Source organism: Actinophytocola sp., from assembly GCF_036002505.1.
Classification (GTDB): Bacteria; Actinomycetota; Actinomycetes; order Mycobacteriales; family Pseudonocardiaceae; genus DASYTH01.
In genome coordinates, this window is record NZ_DASYTH010000390.1 from 1 (window position 1) to 17140 (window position 17140).

The 17140-nt window shown below is 69.6% G+C and carries 18 protein-coding genes; 9 read left to right on the top strand and 9 right to left on the bottom strand.

Annotated features, from left to right (window positions below):
* The 3 genes from VGR06_RS34100 to VGR06_RS34110 form a co-directional block, all read right to left on the bottom strand.
* The coding region (locus tag VGR06_RS34100) for a choice-of-anchor M domain-containing protein (RefSeq protein WP_327563311.1) at window positions 1–372 on the bottom strand (372 nt) is incomplete at its 3' end.
* 83 nt (window positions 373–455) lie between these two features.
* Window positions 456–1073 (bottom strand): choice-of-anchor M domain-containing protein, encoded by a 618-nt coding sequence (locus tag VGR06_RS34105; RefSeq protein WP_327563312.1) that lies wholly within the window; start codon window positions 1071–1073, stop codon window positions 456–458.
* A gap of 162 nt (window positions 1074–1235) precedes the next feature.
* Window positions 1236–1898 (bottom strand): choice-of-anchor M domain-containing protein, encoded by a 663-nt coding sequence (locus tag VGR06_RS34110; protein ID WP_327563313.1) that lies wholly within the window; start codon window positions 1896–1898, stop codon window positions 1236–1238.
* Window positions 1899–2111: 213 nt separating this feature from the next.
* Here VGR06_RS34110 and VGR06_RS34115 point away from each other — a divergent pair, with 213 nt between their 5' ends.
* Window positions 2112–3854, top strand: a complete 1743-nt coding sequence (locus VGR06_RS34115) for a hypothetical protein (RefSeq protein ID WP_327563314.1) — start codon at window positions 2112–2114, stop codon at window positions 3852–3854.
* Window positions 3855–3900: 46 nt separating this feature from the next.
* On the opposite strand, the gene VGR06_RS34120 is transcribed toward VGR06_RS34115, so the two are convergent.
* Window positions 3901–4212, bottom strand: coding sequence for a helix-turn-helix transcriptional regulator (locus VGR06_RS34120; RefSeq protein ID WP_327563315.1), 312 nt, complete (start codon window positions 4210–4212; stop codon window positions 3901–3903).
* A 176-nt stretch (window positions 4213–4388) separates the two neighbouring features.
* On the opposite strand from VGR06_RS34120, the gene VGR06_RS34125 reads away from it, so the two are divergent.
* The 3 genes from VGR06_RS34125 to VGR06_RS34135 all read left to right on the top strand — a co-directional run bounded on the left by VGR06_RS34125 (window position 4389) and on the right by VGR06_RS34135 (window position 6593).
* Window positions 4389–5063, top strand: a complete 675-nt coding sequence (locus tag VGR06_RS34125; RefSeq protein ID WP_327563316.1) for a sensor histidine kinase — start codon at window positions 4389–4391, stop codon at window positions 5061–5063.
* Window positions 5064–5213: 150 nt separating this feature from the next.
* Complete coding sequence (locus VGR06_RS34130) at window positions 5214–5924, top strand: response regulator transcription factor (RefSeq protein ID WP_327563317.1); 711 nt, start codon at window positions 5214–5216, stop codon at window positions 5922–5924.
* A gap of 153 nt (window positions 5925–6077) precedes the next feature.
* A complete protein-coding gene (locus tag VGR06_RS34135; protein ID WP_327563318.1) occupies window positions 6078–6593 on the top strand; it encodes a hypothetical protein in 516 nt (171 codons plus the stop codon).
* Window positions 6594–6596: 3 nt separating this feature from the next.
* On the opposite strand, the gene VGR06_RS34140 is transcribed toward VGR06_RS34135, so the two are convergent.
* Window positions 6597–7562 (bottom strand): hypothetical protein, encoded by a 966-nt coding sequence (locus tag VGR06_RS34140; protein ID WP_327563319.1) that lies wholly within the window; start codon window positions 7560–7562, stop codon window positions 6597–6599.
* Window positions 7563–7685: 123 nt separating this feature from the next.
* Between VGR06_RS34140 and VGR06_RS34145 the strand changes: the two genes are divergently transcribed.
* The gene (locus VGR06_RS34145; protein ID WP_327563320.1) at window positions 7686–11552 is read left to right on the top strand and encodes a S8 family peptidase; all 3867 of its coding nucleotides are present in this window, start codon (window positions 7686–7688) and stop codon (window positions 11550–11552) included.
* A gap of 113 nt (window positions 11553–11665) precedes the next feature.
* Here the strand turns inward: VGR06_RS34145 and VGR06_RS34150 are convergent, their stop codons facing one another.
* From VGR06_RS34150 to VGR06_RS34165, 4 genes are all read right to left on the bottom strand, one after another.
* Window positions 11666–12286, bottom strand: a complete 621-nt coding sequence (locus VGR06_RS34150; RefSeq protein ID WP_327563321.1) for a lamin tail domain-containing protein — start codon at window positions 12284–12286, stop codon at window positions 11666–11668.
* A 189-nt stretch (window positions 12287–12475) separates the two neighbouring features.
* Window positions 12476–14296: a glutamine--fructose-6-phosphate transaminase (isomerizing) gene (gene glmS, locus VGR06_RS34155; protein ID WP_327563322.1), complete on the bottom strand. Its 1821-nt coding sequence runs from the start codon at window positions 14294–14296 to the stop codon at window positions 12476–12478.
* Window positions 14297–14305: 9 nt separating this feature from the next.
* Window positions 14306–14566 carry a hypothetical protein gene (locus tag VGR06_RS34160; protein ID WP_327563323.1) on the bottom strand — a complete coding sequence of 87 codons (261 nt, stop codon included), beginning with the start codon at window positions 14564–14566 and terminating at the stop codon, window positions 14306–14308.
* A 111-nt stretch (window positions 14567–14677) separates the two neighbouring features.
* The gene (locus VGR06_RS34165; protein ID WP_327563324.1) at window positions 14678–14920 is read right to left on the bottom strand and encodes a hypothetical protein; all 243 of its coding nucleotides are present in this window, start codon (window positions 14918–14920) and stop codon (window positions 14678–14680) included.
* 162 nt (window positions 14921–15082) lie between these two features.
* On the opposite strand from VGR06_RS34165, the gene VGR06_RS34170 reads away from it, so the two are divergent.
* The 4 genes from VGR06_RS34170 to VGR06_RS34185 form a co-directional block, all read left to right on the top strand.
* A complete protein-coding gene (locus VGR06_RS34170) occupies window positions 15083–15424 on the top strand; it encodes a metalloregulator ArsR/SmtB family transcription factor (RefSeq protein WP_327563325.1) in 342 nt (113 codons plus the stop codon).
* The gene (locus VGR06_RS34175) at window positions 15421–15891 is read left to right on the top strand and encodes an SRPBCC family protein (protein WP_327563326.1); all 471 of its coding nucleotides are present in this window, start codon (window positions 15421–15423) and stop codon (window positions 15889–15891) included. The genes VGR06_RS34170 and VGR06_RS34175 overlap by 4 nt, the downstream gene beginning before the upstream one ends.
* Window positions 15888–16295 (top strand): VOC family protein, encoded by a 408-nt coding sequence (locus tag VGR06_RS34180; RefSeq protein ID WP_327563327.1) that lies wholly within the window; start codon window positions 15888–15890, stop codon window positions 16293–16295. Before VGR06_RS34175 ends, VGR06_RS34180 begins: the two co-directional genes overlap by 4 nt.
* 106 nt (window positions 16296–16401) lie before the next feature.
* Window positions 16402–17140 (top strand): helix-turn-helix transcriptional regulator (locus tag VGR06_RS34185; RefSeq protein ID WP_327563328.1); only part of this gene is annotated, 739 nt, incomplete at its 3' end.

The window sequence follows — 17140 nt, forward strand, 5'->3', positions numbered from 1 at the left end:
GTTGACCAGGGTCCCCGAAGGGATCGTTATGGCGCTCCAGCCCAGCCACAGCAAGTTCGGATTCTGGATCTGCGGCAGGATCCACACCGGACTTCCCGGCGTGCCAAGGCAAGTTGGGTTCGGCGAAGGTGGCACGGTCAGCTGCGACTCGGGCCTGGCCCGCAGGATCACGTCCGCGGGATTCCGCGCGATCAGGGTCGGGCCGGTATGGTCGCCGACCCAGAACTCGAGGTTCCGGTTGACGTACTCCACCCAGATCCCGTCCACCCACCCCACGTCCAGCGTGACCGCGGCGTGCGCCGGCGCGACCGCACCGAACAGCGTGACCAGGACGGCCGCGAGCAGTGCGGCGAGCCTGGAATATCTGAACACAACCCTCTCCTCATTTTTCATTCAATACGCGAATGGCGGCCACGGTGAGCCCCGTGGCCGCCACAGCGCGTCTCGGACAGGAGTCAGTCGACCGAGAACGTGAGGGTCTTCGTGACGGACTGGGCCGAACCGCCGCCGACCGGGGTGGCGGTCACCGTGAAGTCCACCGCCCAGGTGCCGCTGGCGGTGAACGCCCAGTTGACATGGGTGTGGCCGGTCGAGTCCGACTTGAAAGTCGTGCTCTGCGGGAAGCTGGCGGAACTGTCGAAGAGCTTCGTGGTCGTGAGCCCGACCTTCTTGTACACGCAGAGGACACCGCCGCTACCCGATGGTGGCCGGACATTCGACGCCGCATTGATCGTCAGGGTGATGTCGTTGTTGACCAGGACACCCGTGCCGATCGACTCGCCGTTCCAGCCCAGCCACAGCAAATTCTCGTTCTGGATCTGCGGCAGAATCCACACCGGGTTACCCGGTGTGCCGAGGCACGCCGGCTTCGGCGACGCTCCTACCACCGTCTCCGTCTCGGGCTTGGCTCGCAGGAGCACATCGGCCGGATCCCGTTCGGTGGTCCCACCACCGTTGTGATCGCCGACCGTCCAGTTCACATTCCCGTTGGCAACCGTCACCCAAACGCCGTCCACGTGCCCCACGTCCAACGTGACCGTGGCGTGCGCCGGCACGACCGCGGCAAACAACATGGCAAGAACTGTCGCGAGTACCGCGACAAGCCTCGAAGGTCTGTACATGACCCCCTCCTCACTGATTCTCAAGAGCGATTGAAAGGAATCCTCTACGGCCGAACAGGCCAACCAGCGCGACATTCCGTCGCGACGACCGGCTGGCCTGTTCCGCCGAACGATCTACAGAGCTCCGACGTGGAACTTGATGTCGACCAGACCGGAGTGGATGAAATGGTTGTTGGACGCGAGACGGGCGGTGACGATGAACGTGAGGGTGTAATCCCCTTCGGCCTCGAAGGCCCAGTTCTCATGCTTGTGGGTGCCCGCCGTCAAGGTGGTGACGTCCGGCAGCCCGTCGCCGCTGTCGGCGAGAATGTCCACCTCGTCCTGCGCGCCGACGGTGAACAAGCTGACGTCGGCGGGACCGCACACCTTCACCAGCCAGACCTTGACGGTGTCGTTCTTGACCACACCGGGTTCCAACTCCTCCGTCGACAGTCCGGCGAACAGCAGGCCCTCGACGTTGGCCTCCGGCAGGATCCAGACCGAGTCGCCCGGGTCGCCGAGGAAGGCGAACTGGGGGGCATCGGCAGGCACCGTGGTCCCGGCTTCCGGCTTGACCTGGAACAGCACGGTGTCCGGGTCGCGTTCCACGCCCGGTTCCACGGTCTCGTCGTGCACGACGACGTCGAGCTGGCCGTCTTCCACCGCGATGTCGAGAACATCCACGTGCCCCGCGGACAGGACAACGCGGTTCGTCGCCTGCGCGGGCGCCATGGCGGCAGTCAGCGTCGCGACGACGAGGGCGCCGGTGACGAGCACGGATCTGGGGCGGACAAGCATCGACAGGCTCCTTCCCCCAAGGGGGCTTGGTTACAGGTTTGTTGCGCACCGACCCTAGTTGACATGATAATCATTGTCATTAGGCCAACTGGCTGAGCGCGTTGGTGCGAGCCGCGGTCGGGGATGTGACCGGGTCGCGACCCGAGCGCGATCCACGGGTGCCCGCGGTGCTGCTCTACTGGGGCGGTCGGTTTCCGGGGGAGGGGGTTCGTCGTGCGATCAGCGATGCGTTTCGTGGTGGCCGGACTGGTGTCGGTGCTCGCCGGGGTGGTTCCGGCCGGGGTCGCCGAGGGGCGGCCGGGTGGTTGTGACTGGACGCAATGGGGTCAGGGGGCCGCGCACAACGGGCAGTCGTGCGCGGCCGGGCAGCGCGATCTGCGGCTGCTGAGCCGGTTGGTGGTGGACCCGTTCGCCGAACAGGAGGAGGCCGACGGCTTCGGCGCGCTGGGCGTGCACTTTCCGGCGCCGCTCGTCGACGGCGACGGAAATGTGTTCTTTCTGAGGAAGGGCGGATCGTATGTTCCTTGTGACCCGCCCGGTTCGGGGGAGCCGGCCCCGTGTGGGGTGTTCGATCCGGAGAACCTGAACCGGATGACGTGGTCGATCCAGGCGATGCGGTGGCAGCGTGGCCAGCTGGTGCCGCGGTGGACGTTCACGTCGGACTGGAAACCGACCCAGCGGGGGTCCGAGGCGATGTTCCAGTCCGCGATGAGCGACGACCACGTCTACGTTCCCGGCGCCGGCGGCACGGTTTTCCAGCTGGCCAAGGGAAACGGCCGCGTGGTGCGGCGGATCAACCCGTTCGGCGGCAGCATCGACCCGGCGGCGTTCGTCTCCGGTGGGCTCACCCTCGACGCGCACGGCACCCTGCTCTACAACGTGATCAAGCCCGAACCCGGTCCGAACGGCCTCACCGACGGGCACGGTTTTCTGGTGCGCGCCAGCCGGGACCGCATCAGCATGGTCGACTACCGCACGCTCATTCCCGGCGCGCCGGGGGCAACCGACCTGTGCTACTCGAACTTCCGGGTGAGCGGGTTTCCACTGCCGTGGCCACCGCCACCCCAGCCCGACGGTTCGCCGACCCTGCCGCCGCAGGTTCCGTGCCTGTCCCAGCGGGCCGGTTTCAACGTGGCGCCCGCCGTCGGCCCGGACGGCACGATCGTCACCGTCACCCGCCCGCACAGCTTCAACCTGAACGACTACGGATACATCGTCGCGCTCAACCCGGACCTCAGCCTGAAGTGGGCAACCTCGCTGCGCGGCCATCTCAACGACGGCTGCGGCATCCTCGCCCCGTACGGCGGCGGGATCTTCGACTGCCGGCCCGGCACCGCCGTCGGCGTCGACCCGCAGACGAACCTGGCGCCGGCCGCCGGGGTGAACGACAACAGCTCGGCCTCCCCGGTGATCCTGCCCGACGGCGGCGTCGTGTACGGGTCGTTCACCTTCTACAACGGCGGTCGCGGGCATCTGGTCAAGATCGACCGCCAGGGCCGGTTCCTGGGCACCTACGACTTCGGCTGGGACAGCACGCCGGGCGTGTACCGCCACGACGGCACGTATTCCTTGCTCCTCAAGGACAACCACTACCGCACCAACGGGCCGTTCCACGTCACCCGGCTGGACGCCGACCTGAACGTGGAGTGGTCGCACGCCGCCACCGAGACCAGGACCTGCCAGCGGGAGCCGGACGGCACGGTGACCTGTGTCGACGACGGCGAGCACCCCGACGGGTTCGAATGGTGCATCAGCGCACCCGCGATCGACCGTGACGGCAACGTCTACGGCCTCAACGAGGACGGAAACCTCTACGCCATCGACAAGTTCGGCCGGCAGCGGGCGAAGGTGTTCCTGTCCAAGACGATCGCCGCCGCCTACACCCCGGTGTCACTGGACGCCCAGGGCCGGGTCTACGCGCAGAACAACGGCGAGCTGTACGTGCTCGGGCGGTAGGCGGTGAATGCGTCCTTTCTCTCACTGGGCGTGAGAAAGGACGCCTTCATCGCACTTCGTGGTCGTCCGGCACCGCCCGGAGAAACTGGGAAAACGCCGCGGCCCGGTTCAAATGGCCGACGGGCACGTCCAACGCGACGCCTATCCAGTTTCTCCAGTACCGGCCGGGGATGCGTTTACCATGTTCCCAGCGGGCGATCTGGCGGCGGTTGACGGCGTCGTTTCCGGAGACATCCGCGAGTTTGCCGGCCAATCCTCCCTGGGTGAGACCGCGCCGGTGACGCAGGTTGCGGATGAGGTCGCCGATCGGCTCGCCGGCCCGTTCGTCGATCTTGATCAGATTCTCCGACACCGACATTCCCGTGATAGTTGAATGGTCCACAGCTTTGACACCCTCCGCGAGGAGCCTAGTCCGCATTTACGGAATGTCGTCGAACGATCACATAAGGTGCTACCAAGATGGCTCATAGGTTGTAGCCCGCCCACCTCGTTGGAGTGTTCCGGCGGTGTGTCCCGGCGGGCACACTGGCGCCAATGCCTGACGATGACCGGTTACCGCCGCCCGCCGTTGAGATCGTCAACCGCCTGCGCCGGGCCCACACCTACGAACGCCGGCGGATCGCCAGAGACCTGCACGACCAGGTGGCGCACGGGCTCAGCGTCGCCCTGAACAGCCTCGAGCTGCATCTGCTGTACCTGGACAGCGACCCGGCACGGGCGCTGGCCCAGCTGCGCACCGCCATGCGCGCGGTGCGCCGGTCGCAGGAGACGGTGCGCGCGCTCGCCTGGGGCCTGCGCCGGCGGGAGGTCGTGCACGGGCTGGAGGCCGCGCTCCGCGACTACCTCGTCGCGGTGGCGCCGCCCGCCCTGGCCTGGACCGTGGAGCTGCGCGGCGACGACTCCCGGCTGCCGGCGGAGACCTGTGACGAGCTGTTCCTCGCCCTGCGCGAGGCGGTCCGCAACGCGCTGATCCACTCCGCGGCGGACCGGGTCGAGGTCGCCGTGCGGATCGGGCCGGACGCGGTGCGCGCCAGCGTGTCCGACGACGGGACCGGCTTCGACACCGAGCAGTACGGGCAGGGCGGCGGGCTGGCCTCGATCCGCGAGCGGGCCGAGCTGCTGGGCGGCGGCGTCACCCTGTCCAGCGCGCCCGGGGCGGGCACGACCGTGCGGATGCTCATCCCGCTGGCCGATGCGCCTGACCAGTGATTCCGCCATCCGGGTGTCGTGCCGGCCGTTGTGTCGTCCATCTCTTGACCAGTCTTACTTTTCTGGTTCAGTAGCTGAGGTGCGACGATCTGGCGGCGAATAGTCAGGGGAGGCGGCGCTCACCTCTTGAGAACGGCACAACTGGAAGAATTGAATCGTCAACATCTTGGGGGGAGTGATCAGGGCACCGCAAGAATTTCGATCGTCATCGTCGACGACCACACGCTGTTCCGTGAGGGCCTGCGCGAGATCCTGCTGACCGAGCGCGACTTCGCCGTGGTCGGGGAGGCCGGTGACGGCGAGGAGGGCATCGCCGTGGTGTGCAGCCGCCACCCGGACGTGCTGCTGCTCGACGTCGAGATGCCGCATCATCAGGTGAAGCGCACCGTGCCGCGGTTCCTGCAGGTTTCGCCGCGGACCCGGATCATCGTGCTGACCATGTACGACGATCCCCAGCTGGCGGGCGAGCTCATCAACCTTGGCGCGCGGGCGTATCTGGTGAAGAGCGCGACCCGGGCGGAGCTGATCTCGGTGATCCGCGGCGTGTGCAGCGACGAGGGACGCGTCGTGGTCTCCATGTCCCGGCGCGGCTTCCGCGCGCTGGGCGACGAGGCGGAGCAGCTGCTGACCCGGCGGCAGAAGGAGATCCTCGGGTTGGCGGCGCAGGCGCTGAGCAACGCCCAGATCGCGAACCGCTTGTACATCTCGGAGAACACGGTCAAGCGGCATCTCAGCACGATCTACGCCGAGCTCGGCGCGGTGTCCAGAGTGGACGCCATCAACAAGGCCCGGGCGGCCGCGCTGATCCCTCCGGTGGACCCGGGCTGGGACGACGGCGTCCCGGACGAGCCCGATCCGTGAGGCCGGCCAGCGGTTGGCCCCCTTCCGGGTACCCCGGGGCGCTGCCATGCTCGGTGGCGGTGGCCTGAACCAATCGAAAGTTGACCAACCGGCGGCCGGCGTGCGGGGCGTGTGCAGGGCGCGCCCCGCACACCGGCGCCAAGGGGAATTGCCGTGCTGCGCCTCGGGTTGTGGGCGACCGTGGGCACACTCGTGGTGGGCGTGCCACCGGTGGCTCCGGCGGTGGCGGGGCACGATGCGGTGGTGGTCAACGAGTTCGCCGCGGGCCGTTATGTGGAGTTGCGCAACGTCTCGATGTCGACGGTCGACATCGGCGGCTTCAAGCTGTACCTGTGCGACCGGTACGGGGTGACCGGCGAGGTGCGGATCGCGCTCGACGCCCGGTTGTCCGGCGGTGACTTCTACCTGGTCGCCGCGCCGGCGTTCACCGGCGATGCGGCCGACCAGGTGTACTCCGGCGTGCTGCCCCGCGGTGGTGCCGCCCTGCACGACCCGGACCTGGGCTGGGTGGACGGGACCGCCGTGGTCGCCGGGTCGCCGTGCGGCGAGGGCGATCCGGCGCCCGATTGCCGGAGCGGGTCGGTGGCGCGGGACGCGGACAGCGTCGACACCGGACGCAACGCCGCCGACTTCACCTGCCGGCCCCTGTCGCCGCGCGCACCGAACTGAGCGTCACAGCCAGCCGCGCCGGACGGCTTCGGCACCGGCCTGGAACCGGGTGGACGAGCGCAGCAGATCCAGGATCCGGACGATGCGCCGGCCGGCGGTGCGCGCGCTGGTGTGCAGGTGGCGGGCGATCGCCTCGTCCTTGAACCCGGCGGCCAGCAGCGCCAGCACCTTGGTCTCGTCGGCGGTCAACCCGTGCGGTTCCGGTTGCACACCAAGGGGATGGGCGTGCTCCCAGTACACCTCGAAGAGCGCCGTCAGTGCGTCCAGTAGTCCGGACGCGCTGATGATCGCGACGCTCTCGGTGGCGTACTCGTCCGAGGTCAGCGAGACCCGGGCGGCCCGGCCGTCGACGATCATCAACTTCAGCGGCAGCTCGGGCAGCGTGCGGGCGCTTTCGCCGTGCCGGGTCAGCGCGGTGACCGTGTCGAACTTGTCCCGTGCCGCAAGGGCTTCGGCGCTGTACACCACCCGGAGCCGGACACCGCGCCGCAGCAACGGAAGTTCGGCGGCCACCTCGTCGAAATCGGACGGGACCGCATAAGGCGGGCGCTCGAACGCCATGATCTCGCGGGTCGCGCCCTGGTAGAGCTCCATGGTCCGCCGGTAGATCTCCCCGCGTCCGGTCACCACCTCCACCAGTTGGGCCGGATCCGCACGCAGCCGGCCGGTGCGGAAGTCGGCGGAGAGCTCCACCGCGGCGGTCCGGGCCGCGTGCAGCTCCGCCTCGCGCCGGTGCGCCAGCGCCTGCAGCGCGGGATCGGGATCGTTGGGCCGGAACCGGCCACCCTCCGCCGGGCGGACCAGCCCCAGACCGGCCAGCCGGGACAGCGCCCCGCGCACCCGGCGCGCCTCATCGTCCACAAAGGACGACAACTCGGCCGGCGTCGTATCCGGCCGCAGCAGCAGCGCGCGGTAGACCCTCTCATCGAACACCGACACGCCGAGCGCCCGCAACATTCCTACCTCCATCTCGTGTCCTGAATCGGCAATGCCGATATTCGCCAGTTCTTTGTCTGGACGGAGATCGTTCATTCACCTTTCACTCTATTTCACGTTGAGCTGTCAACCATTTCGACGAGAACGGAGCCGACCATGGGCAGACTCCTGCTGGCACTGGTGGTGATGGTGACGACCGCGGTGTCGAGCGGCGGCACCGCGGCCGGCGACCCCACCGGTCATGGCGCCGTCCCGCCGGCGCCCACCATCCACCGGGTGACCCTGGTGACCGGAGACACCGTGGAGCTGACCGTGGCCGGTGACGGTCGCCGGGCCGTGGCGGTCCAGGCCGCGGCCCGGCCCTCGGGCGCGCCGGTCGACTTCCAGACCGTCGGCGGGCGGGACGAGTTGTACGTGATCCCGTCCGACGCCGCGCCGTTCCTGGTCGGCGGCACCCTCGACCGCGCCCTGTTCGACGTCGCGGCGCTGGTGCGCGACGGGCTCGACGACGCGTCCACGGACACGCTTCCGGTGCAGGTCGGCTACTCCGGCAAGGGCGTGGCGGCGCTGCCCGGAGCCACCCGGGTCGTGCCGGTGCCGGCGGCGAATCTGGCCGGAATGAAGGTGAAACACGATCGGGCGGCCGAGTTCTGGCGGTCGGTCACCGCCGGTGGCGTGGGAAAGATCCGGCTGGACCGGAAGGTGCGGGTGGCGCTGGACCAGAGCGTGCCGATGGTCGGCGCGCCGGCCGCGTGGGCCGCCGGCCTGGACGGCACCGGCGTGACGGTCGGCGTGGTGGACACCGGCATCGACGCCACGCACCCGGACCTGGCCGGTGCCGTGATCGACTCCGCCAACTTCACCGAGGAGCCCGACATTCGCGACGGGGTCGGGCACGGCACGCACGTCGCCTCGACAATCGCGGGGACCGGGCGGGCTTCCACGGGCCGGTTCCGGGGCGTGGCGCCCGGGTCGAAACTCGTTGTCGCCAAGGTGTTCGACACCTCCGGGTTCGCGACCGAATCCCAGGTGATGGCCGGCATGGAGTGGGCGGCCACGCACGGCGCGAAGGTCGTGAACCTGAGCCTGGGCAGTGCGCCGACCGACGGCACCGACCCGGTCAGCCAGCTCGTCGACGACCTCACCGCCCGCACCGGGGCGCTGTTCGTGGTGGCCGCCGGCAACCTCGGCGCCGACCGCTCGGTGACCAGCCCCGGCGCGGCAAGCTCGGCGCTCACCGTCGGCGCCGTGGACAAACGGGACGCGCTCGCCGCGTTCACCAGCCGGGGCCCGCGGCTCGGCGACGCCGCCGCCAAACCGGAGATCGTCGCGCCCGGGGTGTCGATCACCGCCGCCCGGGCCGCGGGCACCGCGCTGGGCACTCCGGTCGACGACCGGTACACCACGGCATCCGGCACCTCGATGGCCACCCCGCACGTGGCCGGCGCGGCCGCGCTGCTCGCCCAGCGGCACCCCGACTGGCCGCCGGGCCGGCTCAAGGACGCGCTGGTCGGCGCCGCCCGGGACGACGGCCTGCGCTGGTTCGAGCAGGGTGCCGGCCGGCTCGACATCGCCCGGATGATCAGCCAGCCGGCGACCGCGACGGCGGCGCTCAACCTCGGCCGGCTGCCCCGAACCAGCGGCCCGGCGACCGCGTCAGTCAGCTACACCAACGATTCCGACCGGCCGCTCACCTTGCGGCTGACGCTCGCGGTGCACGGCTGGGCCGGCACCCCGGCGCCGGAGGGCGCGGTCCGGCTCGACGCCACCACGGTCGTCGTGCCGGCCCACGGGCAGGCCGCGGTTGGGATCAGCGCAGATCCGCGCGTCGGGGAGACCGGCGCGTACGGGGGTCTGGTGACCGCGACCGGGCCGGACGGGTTGTCGCTGCGCACTCCGCTGGGCTACTACGTGCCCACCCCGACCGGTCCGATCACCGTCGGCGTGCTGGACTCGGCCGGCCAACCGGCGACGAACTGGTTCGCCGCGGTGTTCAACGAGTCGGCGGGCGCGAGCAACGACCCGCTCGGCCCGGAACCGCTGCAGTTCGTCCCGCTCGGTGCGACGGCGGAGGTGCCGCAGGGGACCTACTCGGTGTCCAGCACGGTCCGCGAGGCGTCGCTGACCTCCCGCCGCTGGACGGCGTTGTCAGCCACCGAGGTCGTGGTGACCGGGGCGCGGACCGAGGTCCGGCTCGACGCCCGCGCCGCCGTCCCGGTCGGGGTGACCACGCCGCGCCCCACCGAGCAGCGCGACCGGACGGTGGCGCTGCGCCGGCACCTGCCGGGCACGACCCTGTTCGTGGAGTGGCAGTTCGTGATCGGCGCGGATGCGACCTGGCAGGTGTACGCCACGCCGGCGGCCTCGGCGCGCCGCGGCACGGTCTCCCTCCAGGACTACTGGACGCTGAGCGAACGCCAGCTGGACCTGCGGGTTCGGGGCACGGTGCTGAACCCGGTCTACGACGCGAGCACGATCGGCGCCGCGCTGGCCGGCGTTCGGACACTGCCGGTGGTCTGGGCCAATGCGGGCCGGCCGGAGGACCTCGCCGGTGCGCGCGGGAAGCTTGCGTTGGTGGCGCTGGGAAATCCGGGCCCGGTGGCGGATCCGGTCAGCGCGACGTTCCAGGCCGCCCGCACGGCGGGCGCCAACGCGGCGGGTGCCGGCGCGGCCGGGATCGCCGTGTACGTGGACGTGCCCGGTGCGCTCCCGGTCGCCGGCCTGGCCACGACGCCGGTGCCGCAGCTCGGCCTCGGCGCCGCGGAGGGGAACGCGTTGCGCGGCCTGCTCGGCGGTGGGCCGGTCACCGCCGACCTCACCGTGCTGCCCGCGCCGCGGTACATGGACAACGTCAGCTACTTCGACGACAACGGAATCCCGGCCGACCATGTCCGGCCGGTGGACCCGCGGACGCTGGTGCCGGTGGACAGCCGGTACCACGCCGATCGCCCGGATGTCCGCTACGCCAAGCAGTGGACGGCTTTCCCGCCGGTGCCGGGCAGCCTCGCCCAGCGCCGGACCACGTGGACCGGGCCGGCCCAGTGGACCGAGTACCTCGGCCCGGTGGACGCCCGGGTGCCGTGGCAGCGCCGGACGTCGCAGAGCGCCCTGGACGCCGCCGGGCGCACGGTCGGCGAGCTGACCCTGTTCGCCGAGAACGTGTTCCGGCCCAACGAGCCGCGACGGTCCACAGAGGACTGGTTCGGCGGCCCGCTGCGCAACGGGGCGCTGACCCTGCGTCCCGATCACCCGGTGCTGGTCGCGGAGACCACCGGTCCGGCGTGGGAGCGTCACTGCGCCTTCTGCCGGGGCGGCGGCAATCCCGACCGGTTCGTGCCCGCACTGCACTGGATGGACACCGCCGCCGGCCACTTCGTCACCATCTGGCAGAACGGCCGGCAGTACTTCGCCACCACCAGGGTGCGGCTGTTCCGCGACGGCCGGGAGATCCCCGCGGACGGGGCGGGTGACCCGCTCAGCACCTTCCCGGTGTTCACCCTGCCCACCGATCGGGGGCGGTACCGGCTGACCATGGTCGACGCGTTCCCGGCGGCGCAGCGGGGTGGGCCGAGCCTGGCGCTGTTCCGGCTCGCGCCACGCACCGAGACGACGTGGGAGTTCACCTCCGGGAGACCCACCGGGCCGGTGCCGGCCGGCTACGGCTGCATCGCTCCGTGCGCCGTCCAACCACTGATCCAGCTCGATCTGCAACCCAACCTCGACCTGGACAACACGGCACCGGCCGGCCGCGAGCACCGGTTCATGATCTTCGCCGGTCATCGCGCCGGGGCCGACGGTGCCGCGCCACTGGTCAACCTGAACGTCCAGTACTCGACCGACGACGGGGCGACCTGGTCTCTGGCCGCGGTCCACCAGGCCGGGGCCGGCGCCTACCTGGTCACCATCAACCATCCGCTCGCCGGGTCCACCAGCGGGTATGTGTCGCTGCGCACTCATGCCTGGGACACCGCCGGAAACTGGGTCGATCAGACCGTGCAGCGGGCCTACGCGCTGCGCGGCTGACGGCGGCGCGGGCGGGCCGGAACTCCGGCCCGCCCGCGTTCCGGGTGCGACAATGTGGTCCGGGGTTCGGGTCAGGTCCAGTGATCCGAGCCCCGCTTACCGGCGATCTGCCGTCAGTTGTACGTGTCCGGGCTGCGGGTCAGCAGCTTGAAATCGGCCACGTTGTTGTTGGCGTCCGCACCGACGATGTTGCGGCCGTAGGACGGGGCCAGCGGGTCCAGCGATGCCAGCTGCGGAACCAGCGGAGCACCCTCGAGGGCCGCGAAGGCGCCGGGTGAGAAGGCGACGCCGTCGATCTTCGCCCCGCCGGGGTTGAACAGCGCGACGCCTCCGTTGTCCGGGATGTCGACCACGAGGGCACCCGGCTGGTCGACCGGCCCGCCGGTGAAGGCCGGGCTGGCCAGGGTCCAGAACGTGTCCTCGGGCAGGCCCGCACCCACCGGCTGCAGGACCGTGCCCTCCGGAATGATCATGACCTGCAGCAGCGTGTTCGAGCTGCTGTAAACCTGGACCAGCCAGCCGCTGATGTCCACGGCGTCCGTCCGGCTCGGGTTCATGATCTCGATGAACTGGTCGAGCGTCCCGGCGGGCCCGCGGGTGGCGACCTGGTTGATCACCGGCTGACCGAAGATCGCGGGACCGGCCTCGGGCTCGGACTGGGCGATCGACGCGGTGGGCTGGACAGTGAGAAACGCAAGCGCGGCCATGCCAAGCAAGGCCAGTACTCGACGCATTACTGCTCCTTTCGTGCGTAACGATTCCTGAGGGGTTCCCGCGCCTTCGGGGAGGTGCGGGAACCAGCTCAAGGTTCCAGCGGAACCGCTACGGCCGGAAGACGGCCAGTTGCTGGCGTCCCCGGCTTGGAGTGCGATGAAGGGGGCCTTTCTCTCGCTGGGCGTGAGAAAGGCCCCCTTCATCGCCCTTCACTCGACAGTGACGGACTTGGCCAGGTTGCGCGGCTTGTCGATGTCGTGGCCAAGCGTCAACGCCGCGTGGTAGGCCAGTAGCTGCAGGGGGATGGTGAGCAGGATCGGGTCGAGCTCGGGCTCGCTGCGCGGGACGGTGATCCGCGGGATGTCGAGCTCGCCGAAGTCCACAGCGTCGTGGGTGATCGCGAGGACGGAGCCGTTGCGGGCACGGATCTGTTGCACGGCACCGAGGTTGCGGTCGGTGAGGTCGTCCTGCGGGAGGATCGCCACGGTCGGCACCGACTCGTCGATGAGGGCGAGCGGGCCGTGCTTGAGCTCGGAGGTCTGGTAGGCCTCGGCGTGCCGGTAGGAGATCTCCTTGAACTTCTGCGCGCCCTCGCGGGCCACCGGGAAGCCGCGGACCCGGCCGATGAAGAACAGGCTGCTGGCGGCGGCCAGCATCTTGGCCTGCTGGGCGATGTCGGCCTCGGCGCGGAGGATCTCCCTGATCTGACCGGGAATCGCGCGCAGTGCGGCGATGATCCGCCGTCCGTCGGCATTGGACAGATCGCGGACCCGGCCGAGCGCCAGGGCGATCATGGCGAAGCCGACGGCCATGTGGGTCAGCGCTTTGGTCGACGCCACCGCGATCTCCGGGCCGGCGTGCAAGTAGACGCCGCCCTCGCAGGCCCGGGCAATGGTGGAGCCGACAACGTTCACCAGGCCGACCACCCGGCCGCCCTTGCGCTTGATCTCCTCGACGGCGAAGAGCGTGTCCGCGGTCTCGCCGGACTGGCTGACCGCGATGTACAGGGTGTCCGCCTCGATGATCGGGTTGCGGTAGCGGAACTCCGACGCGGCCTCGGCGTCGGCCGGGATCCGGGCCAGCTCCTCGATCATGGTGGCGCCGATCTGCCCGACGTAGTAAGCGGATCCACAGCCGAGGATCTTCACCCGGGCGAACCCGCGCAGCTCCCGCGGCGACAGGTTCAGACCGTCCAAACGCGACACTCCGAACCGGTCGTCCAGCCGGCCCTGGATCATCCGCTCCAGCGACTCGGGCTGCTCCACGATCTCCTTGTACATGTAGTGGCCGTAGCCGCCGAGCTCGAGGTCGTCGGCGGTGATGTCGATGTCCGAAGCGACCTTGCCGGTGTCGTGGCCCTCCATGGTGAACGTGCGGTAGGAGGTGGCGGTGACGCTGGCGAACTCGCCGTCCTCCAGGTGCACCACCTGCGAGGCGTGCCGGACCAGCGCGGCCAGGTCGCTGGCCACGAACATCTCCCGCTCCCCCACCCCGATGATCAGCGGGGAACCGTTGCGCGCCACCACGATCGTGTTCGGGTTGGCGGAGTCCACCACCGCGATCGCGTAGGTGCCGGTGACCTTGGAGATCGCGTCCACCACCGCGCCCTCCAGGGTGTCCGAAGTGGACCGAGCGATCAGGTGGGCGAGCACCTCGGTGTCGGTGTCCGAGCGCAGCGTGACACCGGCGTTGGTCAGGTGCTGCCGCAGCGCCGTCGCGTTGTCGATGATCCCGTTGTGCACCACGGAGATCCGGCCGTCCTCGGAGGTGTGCGGGTGCGCGTTGTCCTGGGTGGCCGGGCCGTGCGTGGCCCACCGGGTGTGCCCGATCCCCACCTTGCCGCCGAGCCGCTTCGGCAGCGCGGCGGTGAGGTCACGCACCCGGCCGACGGTCCGGTGCACCTGCACGCCCGCCCCGCCGAGCACCGCGATGCCGGCCGAGTCGTACCCGCGGTACTCCAGCCGGGTCAGCCCCTCGACCAGGATCGGCGCGGCGTTCTGGTTGCCGACGTATCCGACGATCCCACACATGCGCGCTCCTCAGCCGTAGACGATGCGGCGCAGCTGCCGCTCGGTCAGCGGTGGCGCGGCGACGACCCGCCGGGCCAGTTCGCCGCCGATCACCGCGAAGATCTCGGGGTTCCGCTTGCCGGACGCCTGCAGCGCCGCGTGCCGCCGCCGCACATAGTTCTCGACCGGCTCCCGGTAGAAGGCCAGCACGTCCTCGACGACGCGCGCGGCCTCCCCGGCGGGCAGCCCCGTCGAGGAGGCCACCCGCTCGACGATGTCCGGGTCCGGCACCAGCGCATCATGCCGATCCGACCCCCGTAGAAGCAAATATTTGCCCGAAATCGGGCAAGGCCGCCAGCAAGGACGGCCAACGCGGGTTCCTGCCTGCCAAACGCGACCCGCTCAGTAGTACAGCCGGCTGGGCGGCTTCGGCACCCGCTCGGCCCGCCGCGCCGCGAGCACACACGCCACCGCCGCGAGCAGGCAGGCGCTCACCAGGATCACCGGCCACCACACGAACATCGTCACGGCCAGGTACACGCTCAACACCGCCGCCGTCACGTAGACCGCGGCGAGCAGCATCCAGCCGGCTCCCGGCTGCTTGAGCAGCGCGAAAATCGGACAATGCCAACGCCGGCCGAACATCGCGATCCTCCAAGGGTGTACCGAGAGGTATCGCCCAAACGCGGAACCGAGTTACGCGGACCGGCGGATGCCCTGAAGGCCGCCTTCAGGACACTCAACGTCCCGAAGGCCGCCTTCAGGGCATCTTGACACCTAACCACCTAGTTATGAAACCATACGGCTATGAGCACCAGCGCCGATCTACTCGACGCCACCTTCGCCGCGCTCGCGGATCCCACGCGGCGGGCGATCCTGACCCGGCTCCAGTCGGGCGAGGCCACGGTGACCGAGCTGGCCGCCCCGTTCACCATGAGCCAGCCGGCGATCTCCAAGCATCTCAAGGTGTTGGAGCGGGCCGGGCTGATCACCCGCGGCCGGGACGCGCAACGCCGGCCGTGCCGGCTACAAGCCCGGCCGCTCAAGGCGGCCACCGACTGGCTGGAGAACTACCGCGACTACTGGGAGGACAGCTTCCAGCGCCTGGATGACCTGCTCGACGAGCTCAAGAAGGACGAAGGCCCGTGACGCTCACCGTTTCCACGCCGTCGGACACCGACATCGTCATGGTCCGGGCCTTCGACGCGCCGCGCCCGCTGGTGTTCGACGCGATCACCCGGCCCGAGCTGCTCCGGCGGTGGCACGGCGCACGCGGCTGGAACCTCGTCAGCTGCGAGGTCGACCTGCGCGCCGGCGGGCGGTGGCGGTTCGTCTCCCGGGGCCCCGGCGGCGAGGAGATGGGCCACGGCGGCGTGTACCTGGAGGTCGCGCCGCCCGAGCGGATCGTCTACACCGAGACGTTCGACGACCCGTGGTACGCCGGGGAATGCCTGGTGACCACGGTCCTCACCGGCGACACCACCATGACCAGCACACTGCGCTACGAGTCGCGGGACGTCCGCGACACCGTGCTGCGCTCCCCCATGGAGCGCGGCGTCACCGAGAGCCTCACCCGGCTCGCCACCGTACTTGTTGCCATCCAAGGAGAATCATGAACTGGACCCTCGAAGTCGTCATCGTCCCGGTGTCCGATGTGGACCGGGCGAAGAAGTTCTACGCCGAGCAGCTCGGTTTCAACGTCGATCACGACACCGTGATCAGCGCGTCCGCGCGTGTCGTCCAGCTCACCCCGCCCGGCTCCGGCTGCTCCGTGGTGATCGGCAAGGGCGTCGTCCCCGACATGCCGCCCGGTTCTTTGAAGGGCCTCCAACTCGTCGTCCCCGACCTGCCCCGCGCCCGCGCCGAGCTGGTCGAGCGCGGCGTCGAGGTCAGCGAGATCCAGGTCCTCGGCGAGAACCCCAACCCCACCCCCGACCCACTCGACAACGTCGGCTTTGTTTTCTTCACCGACCCCGACGGCAACAGCTGGGGCGTGCAACAGATCTCCAGCCGCGCGTAAATGCCGCCAGGACAAGGAAAAGTCATCCGGGTGAAGTTCGGTGTCGGTGCCGACGAACACGTAACGTTCGTTTTACGTTGTGCTCATGAGAGATCGGCAACCCACGGTGCGGACGCGTGAGCTCGGGCTGACACTTGCCCGGGCGGCACAGGCGAAAGGGCTCAGCAACAACGAACTGGCGCGCCGGCTGGCCTGGTCGGACAGCCGGGTGAGCAGACTCTTCAGCGGCAAACGAAACGTCAACACCGCCGACCTCGCCGCCATCCTCGCGATCTGCGGAGTCAAGCCACCCAAACGCGAGGAACTCCTCGAACTGGGCCAGCACGCCCTCGAACGCGGCTGGTGGCAGGACTACGGCGACCGCCTGCCACCGGAAATTACGACGCTGAGCAACTACGAGGACGCGGCCCTCGCCATCACAACCTTCCAAACGGTTGTCGTGCCTGGATTGCTGCAGACGCCTGACTACATGCGCGCGCTCATTCAGCGGTCGCAGACTGTTCCGAACGCCGAGGCCGAGATGTGGATCGAGGTCCGAGATCGCCGCCAGTCGATCTTTGATCGCCAGTATCCGGCCCGGTTCTTGTTCTACCTCGACGAGTACGCGCTGTCCCGGACCGGACCTGGTCCCGATGTCATGTCGGATCAGGTGCACCACCTGCTGCGCATGGCCGTCCGATCGAACGTGGAGATCCGGATCATCCCCGACCATGTCGGCTTCCACGCGACGCATAGGCCGTTCCACCTCATGTCGTTCAACGAGTTGCACCCCGTCGTGTTCGTGGAGACGGACACCTCGGCGCTATTTCTGGAGAAGCCGGCAACCATCGCCGCCTATCGTCGCG

Excerpts from the sequence above, each read along its gene's own strand:
- VGR06_RS34105 (WP_327563312.1), bottom strand. The coding sequence starts at position 1,073 with ATGTTGTTTGCCGCGGTCGTGCCGGCGCACGCCACGGTCACGTTGGAC.
- VGR06_RS34110 (WP_327563313.1), bottom strand. The coding sequence starts at position 1,898 with ATGCTTGTCCGCCCCAGATCCGTGCTCGTCACCGGCGCCCTCGTCGTC.
- VGR06_RS34120 (WP_327563315.1), bottom strand. The coding sequence starts at position 4,212 with ATGTCGGTGTCGGAGAATCTGATCAAGATCGACGAACGGGCCGGCGAG.
- VGR06_RS34125 (WP_327563316.1), top strand. The coding sequence starts at position 4,389 with ATGCCTGACGATGACCGGTTACCGCCGCCCGCCGTTGAGATCGTCAAC.
- VGR06_RS34140 (WP_327563319.1), bottom strand. The coding sequence starts at position 7,562 with ATGGAGGTAGGAATGTTGCGGGCGCTCGGCGTGTCGGTGTTCGATGAG.
- VGR06_RS34145 (WP_327563320.1), top strand. The coding sequence starts at position 7,686 with ATGGGCAGACTCCTGCTGGCACTGGTGGTGATGGTGACGACCGCGGTG.
- VGR06_RS34150 (WP_327563321.1), bottom strand. The coding sequence starts at position 12,286 with ATGCGTCGAGTACTGGCCTTGCTTGGCATGGCCGCGCTTGCGTTTCTC.
- glmS (WP_327563322.1), bottom strand. The coding sequence starts at position 14,296 with ATGTGTGGGATCGTCGGATACGTCGGCAACCAGAACGCCGCGCCGATC.
- VGR06_RS34165 (WP_327563324.1), bottom strand. The coding sequence starts at position 14,920 with ATGTTCGGCCGGCGTTGGCATTGTCCGATTTTCGCGCTGCTCAAGCAG.
- VGR06_RS34170 (WP_327563325.1), top strand. The coding sequence starts at position 15,083 with ATGAGCACCAGCGCCGATCTACTCGACGCCACCTTCGCCGCGCTCGCG.
- VGR06_RS34180 (WP_327563327.1), top strand. The coding sequence starts at position 15,888 with ATGAACTGGACCCTCGAAGTCGTCATCGTCCCGGTGTCCGATGTGGAC.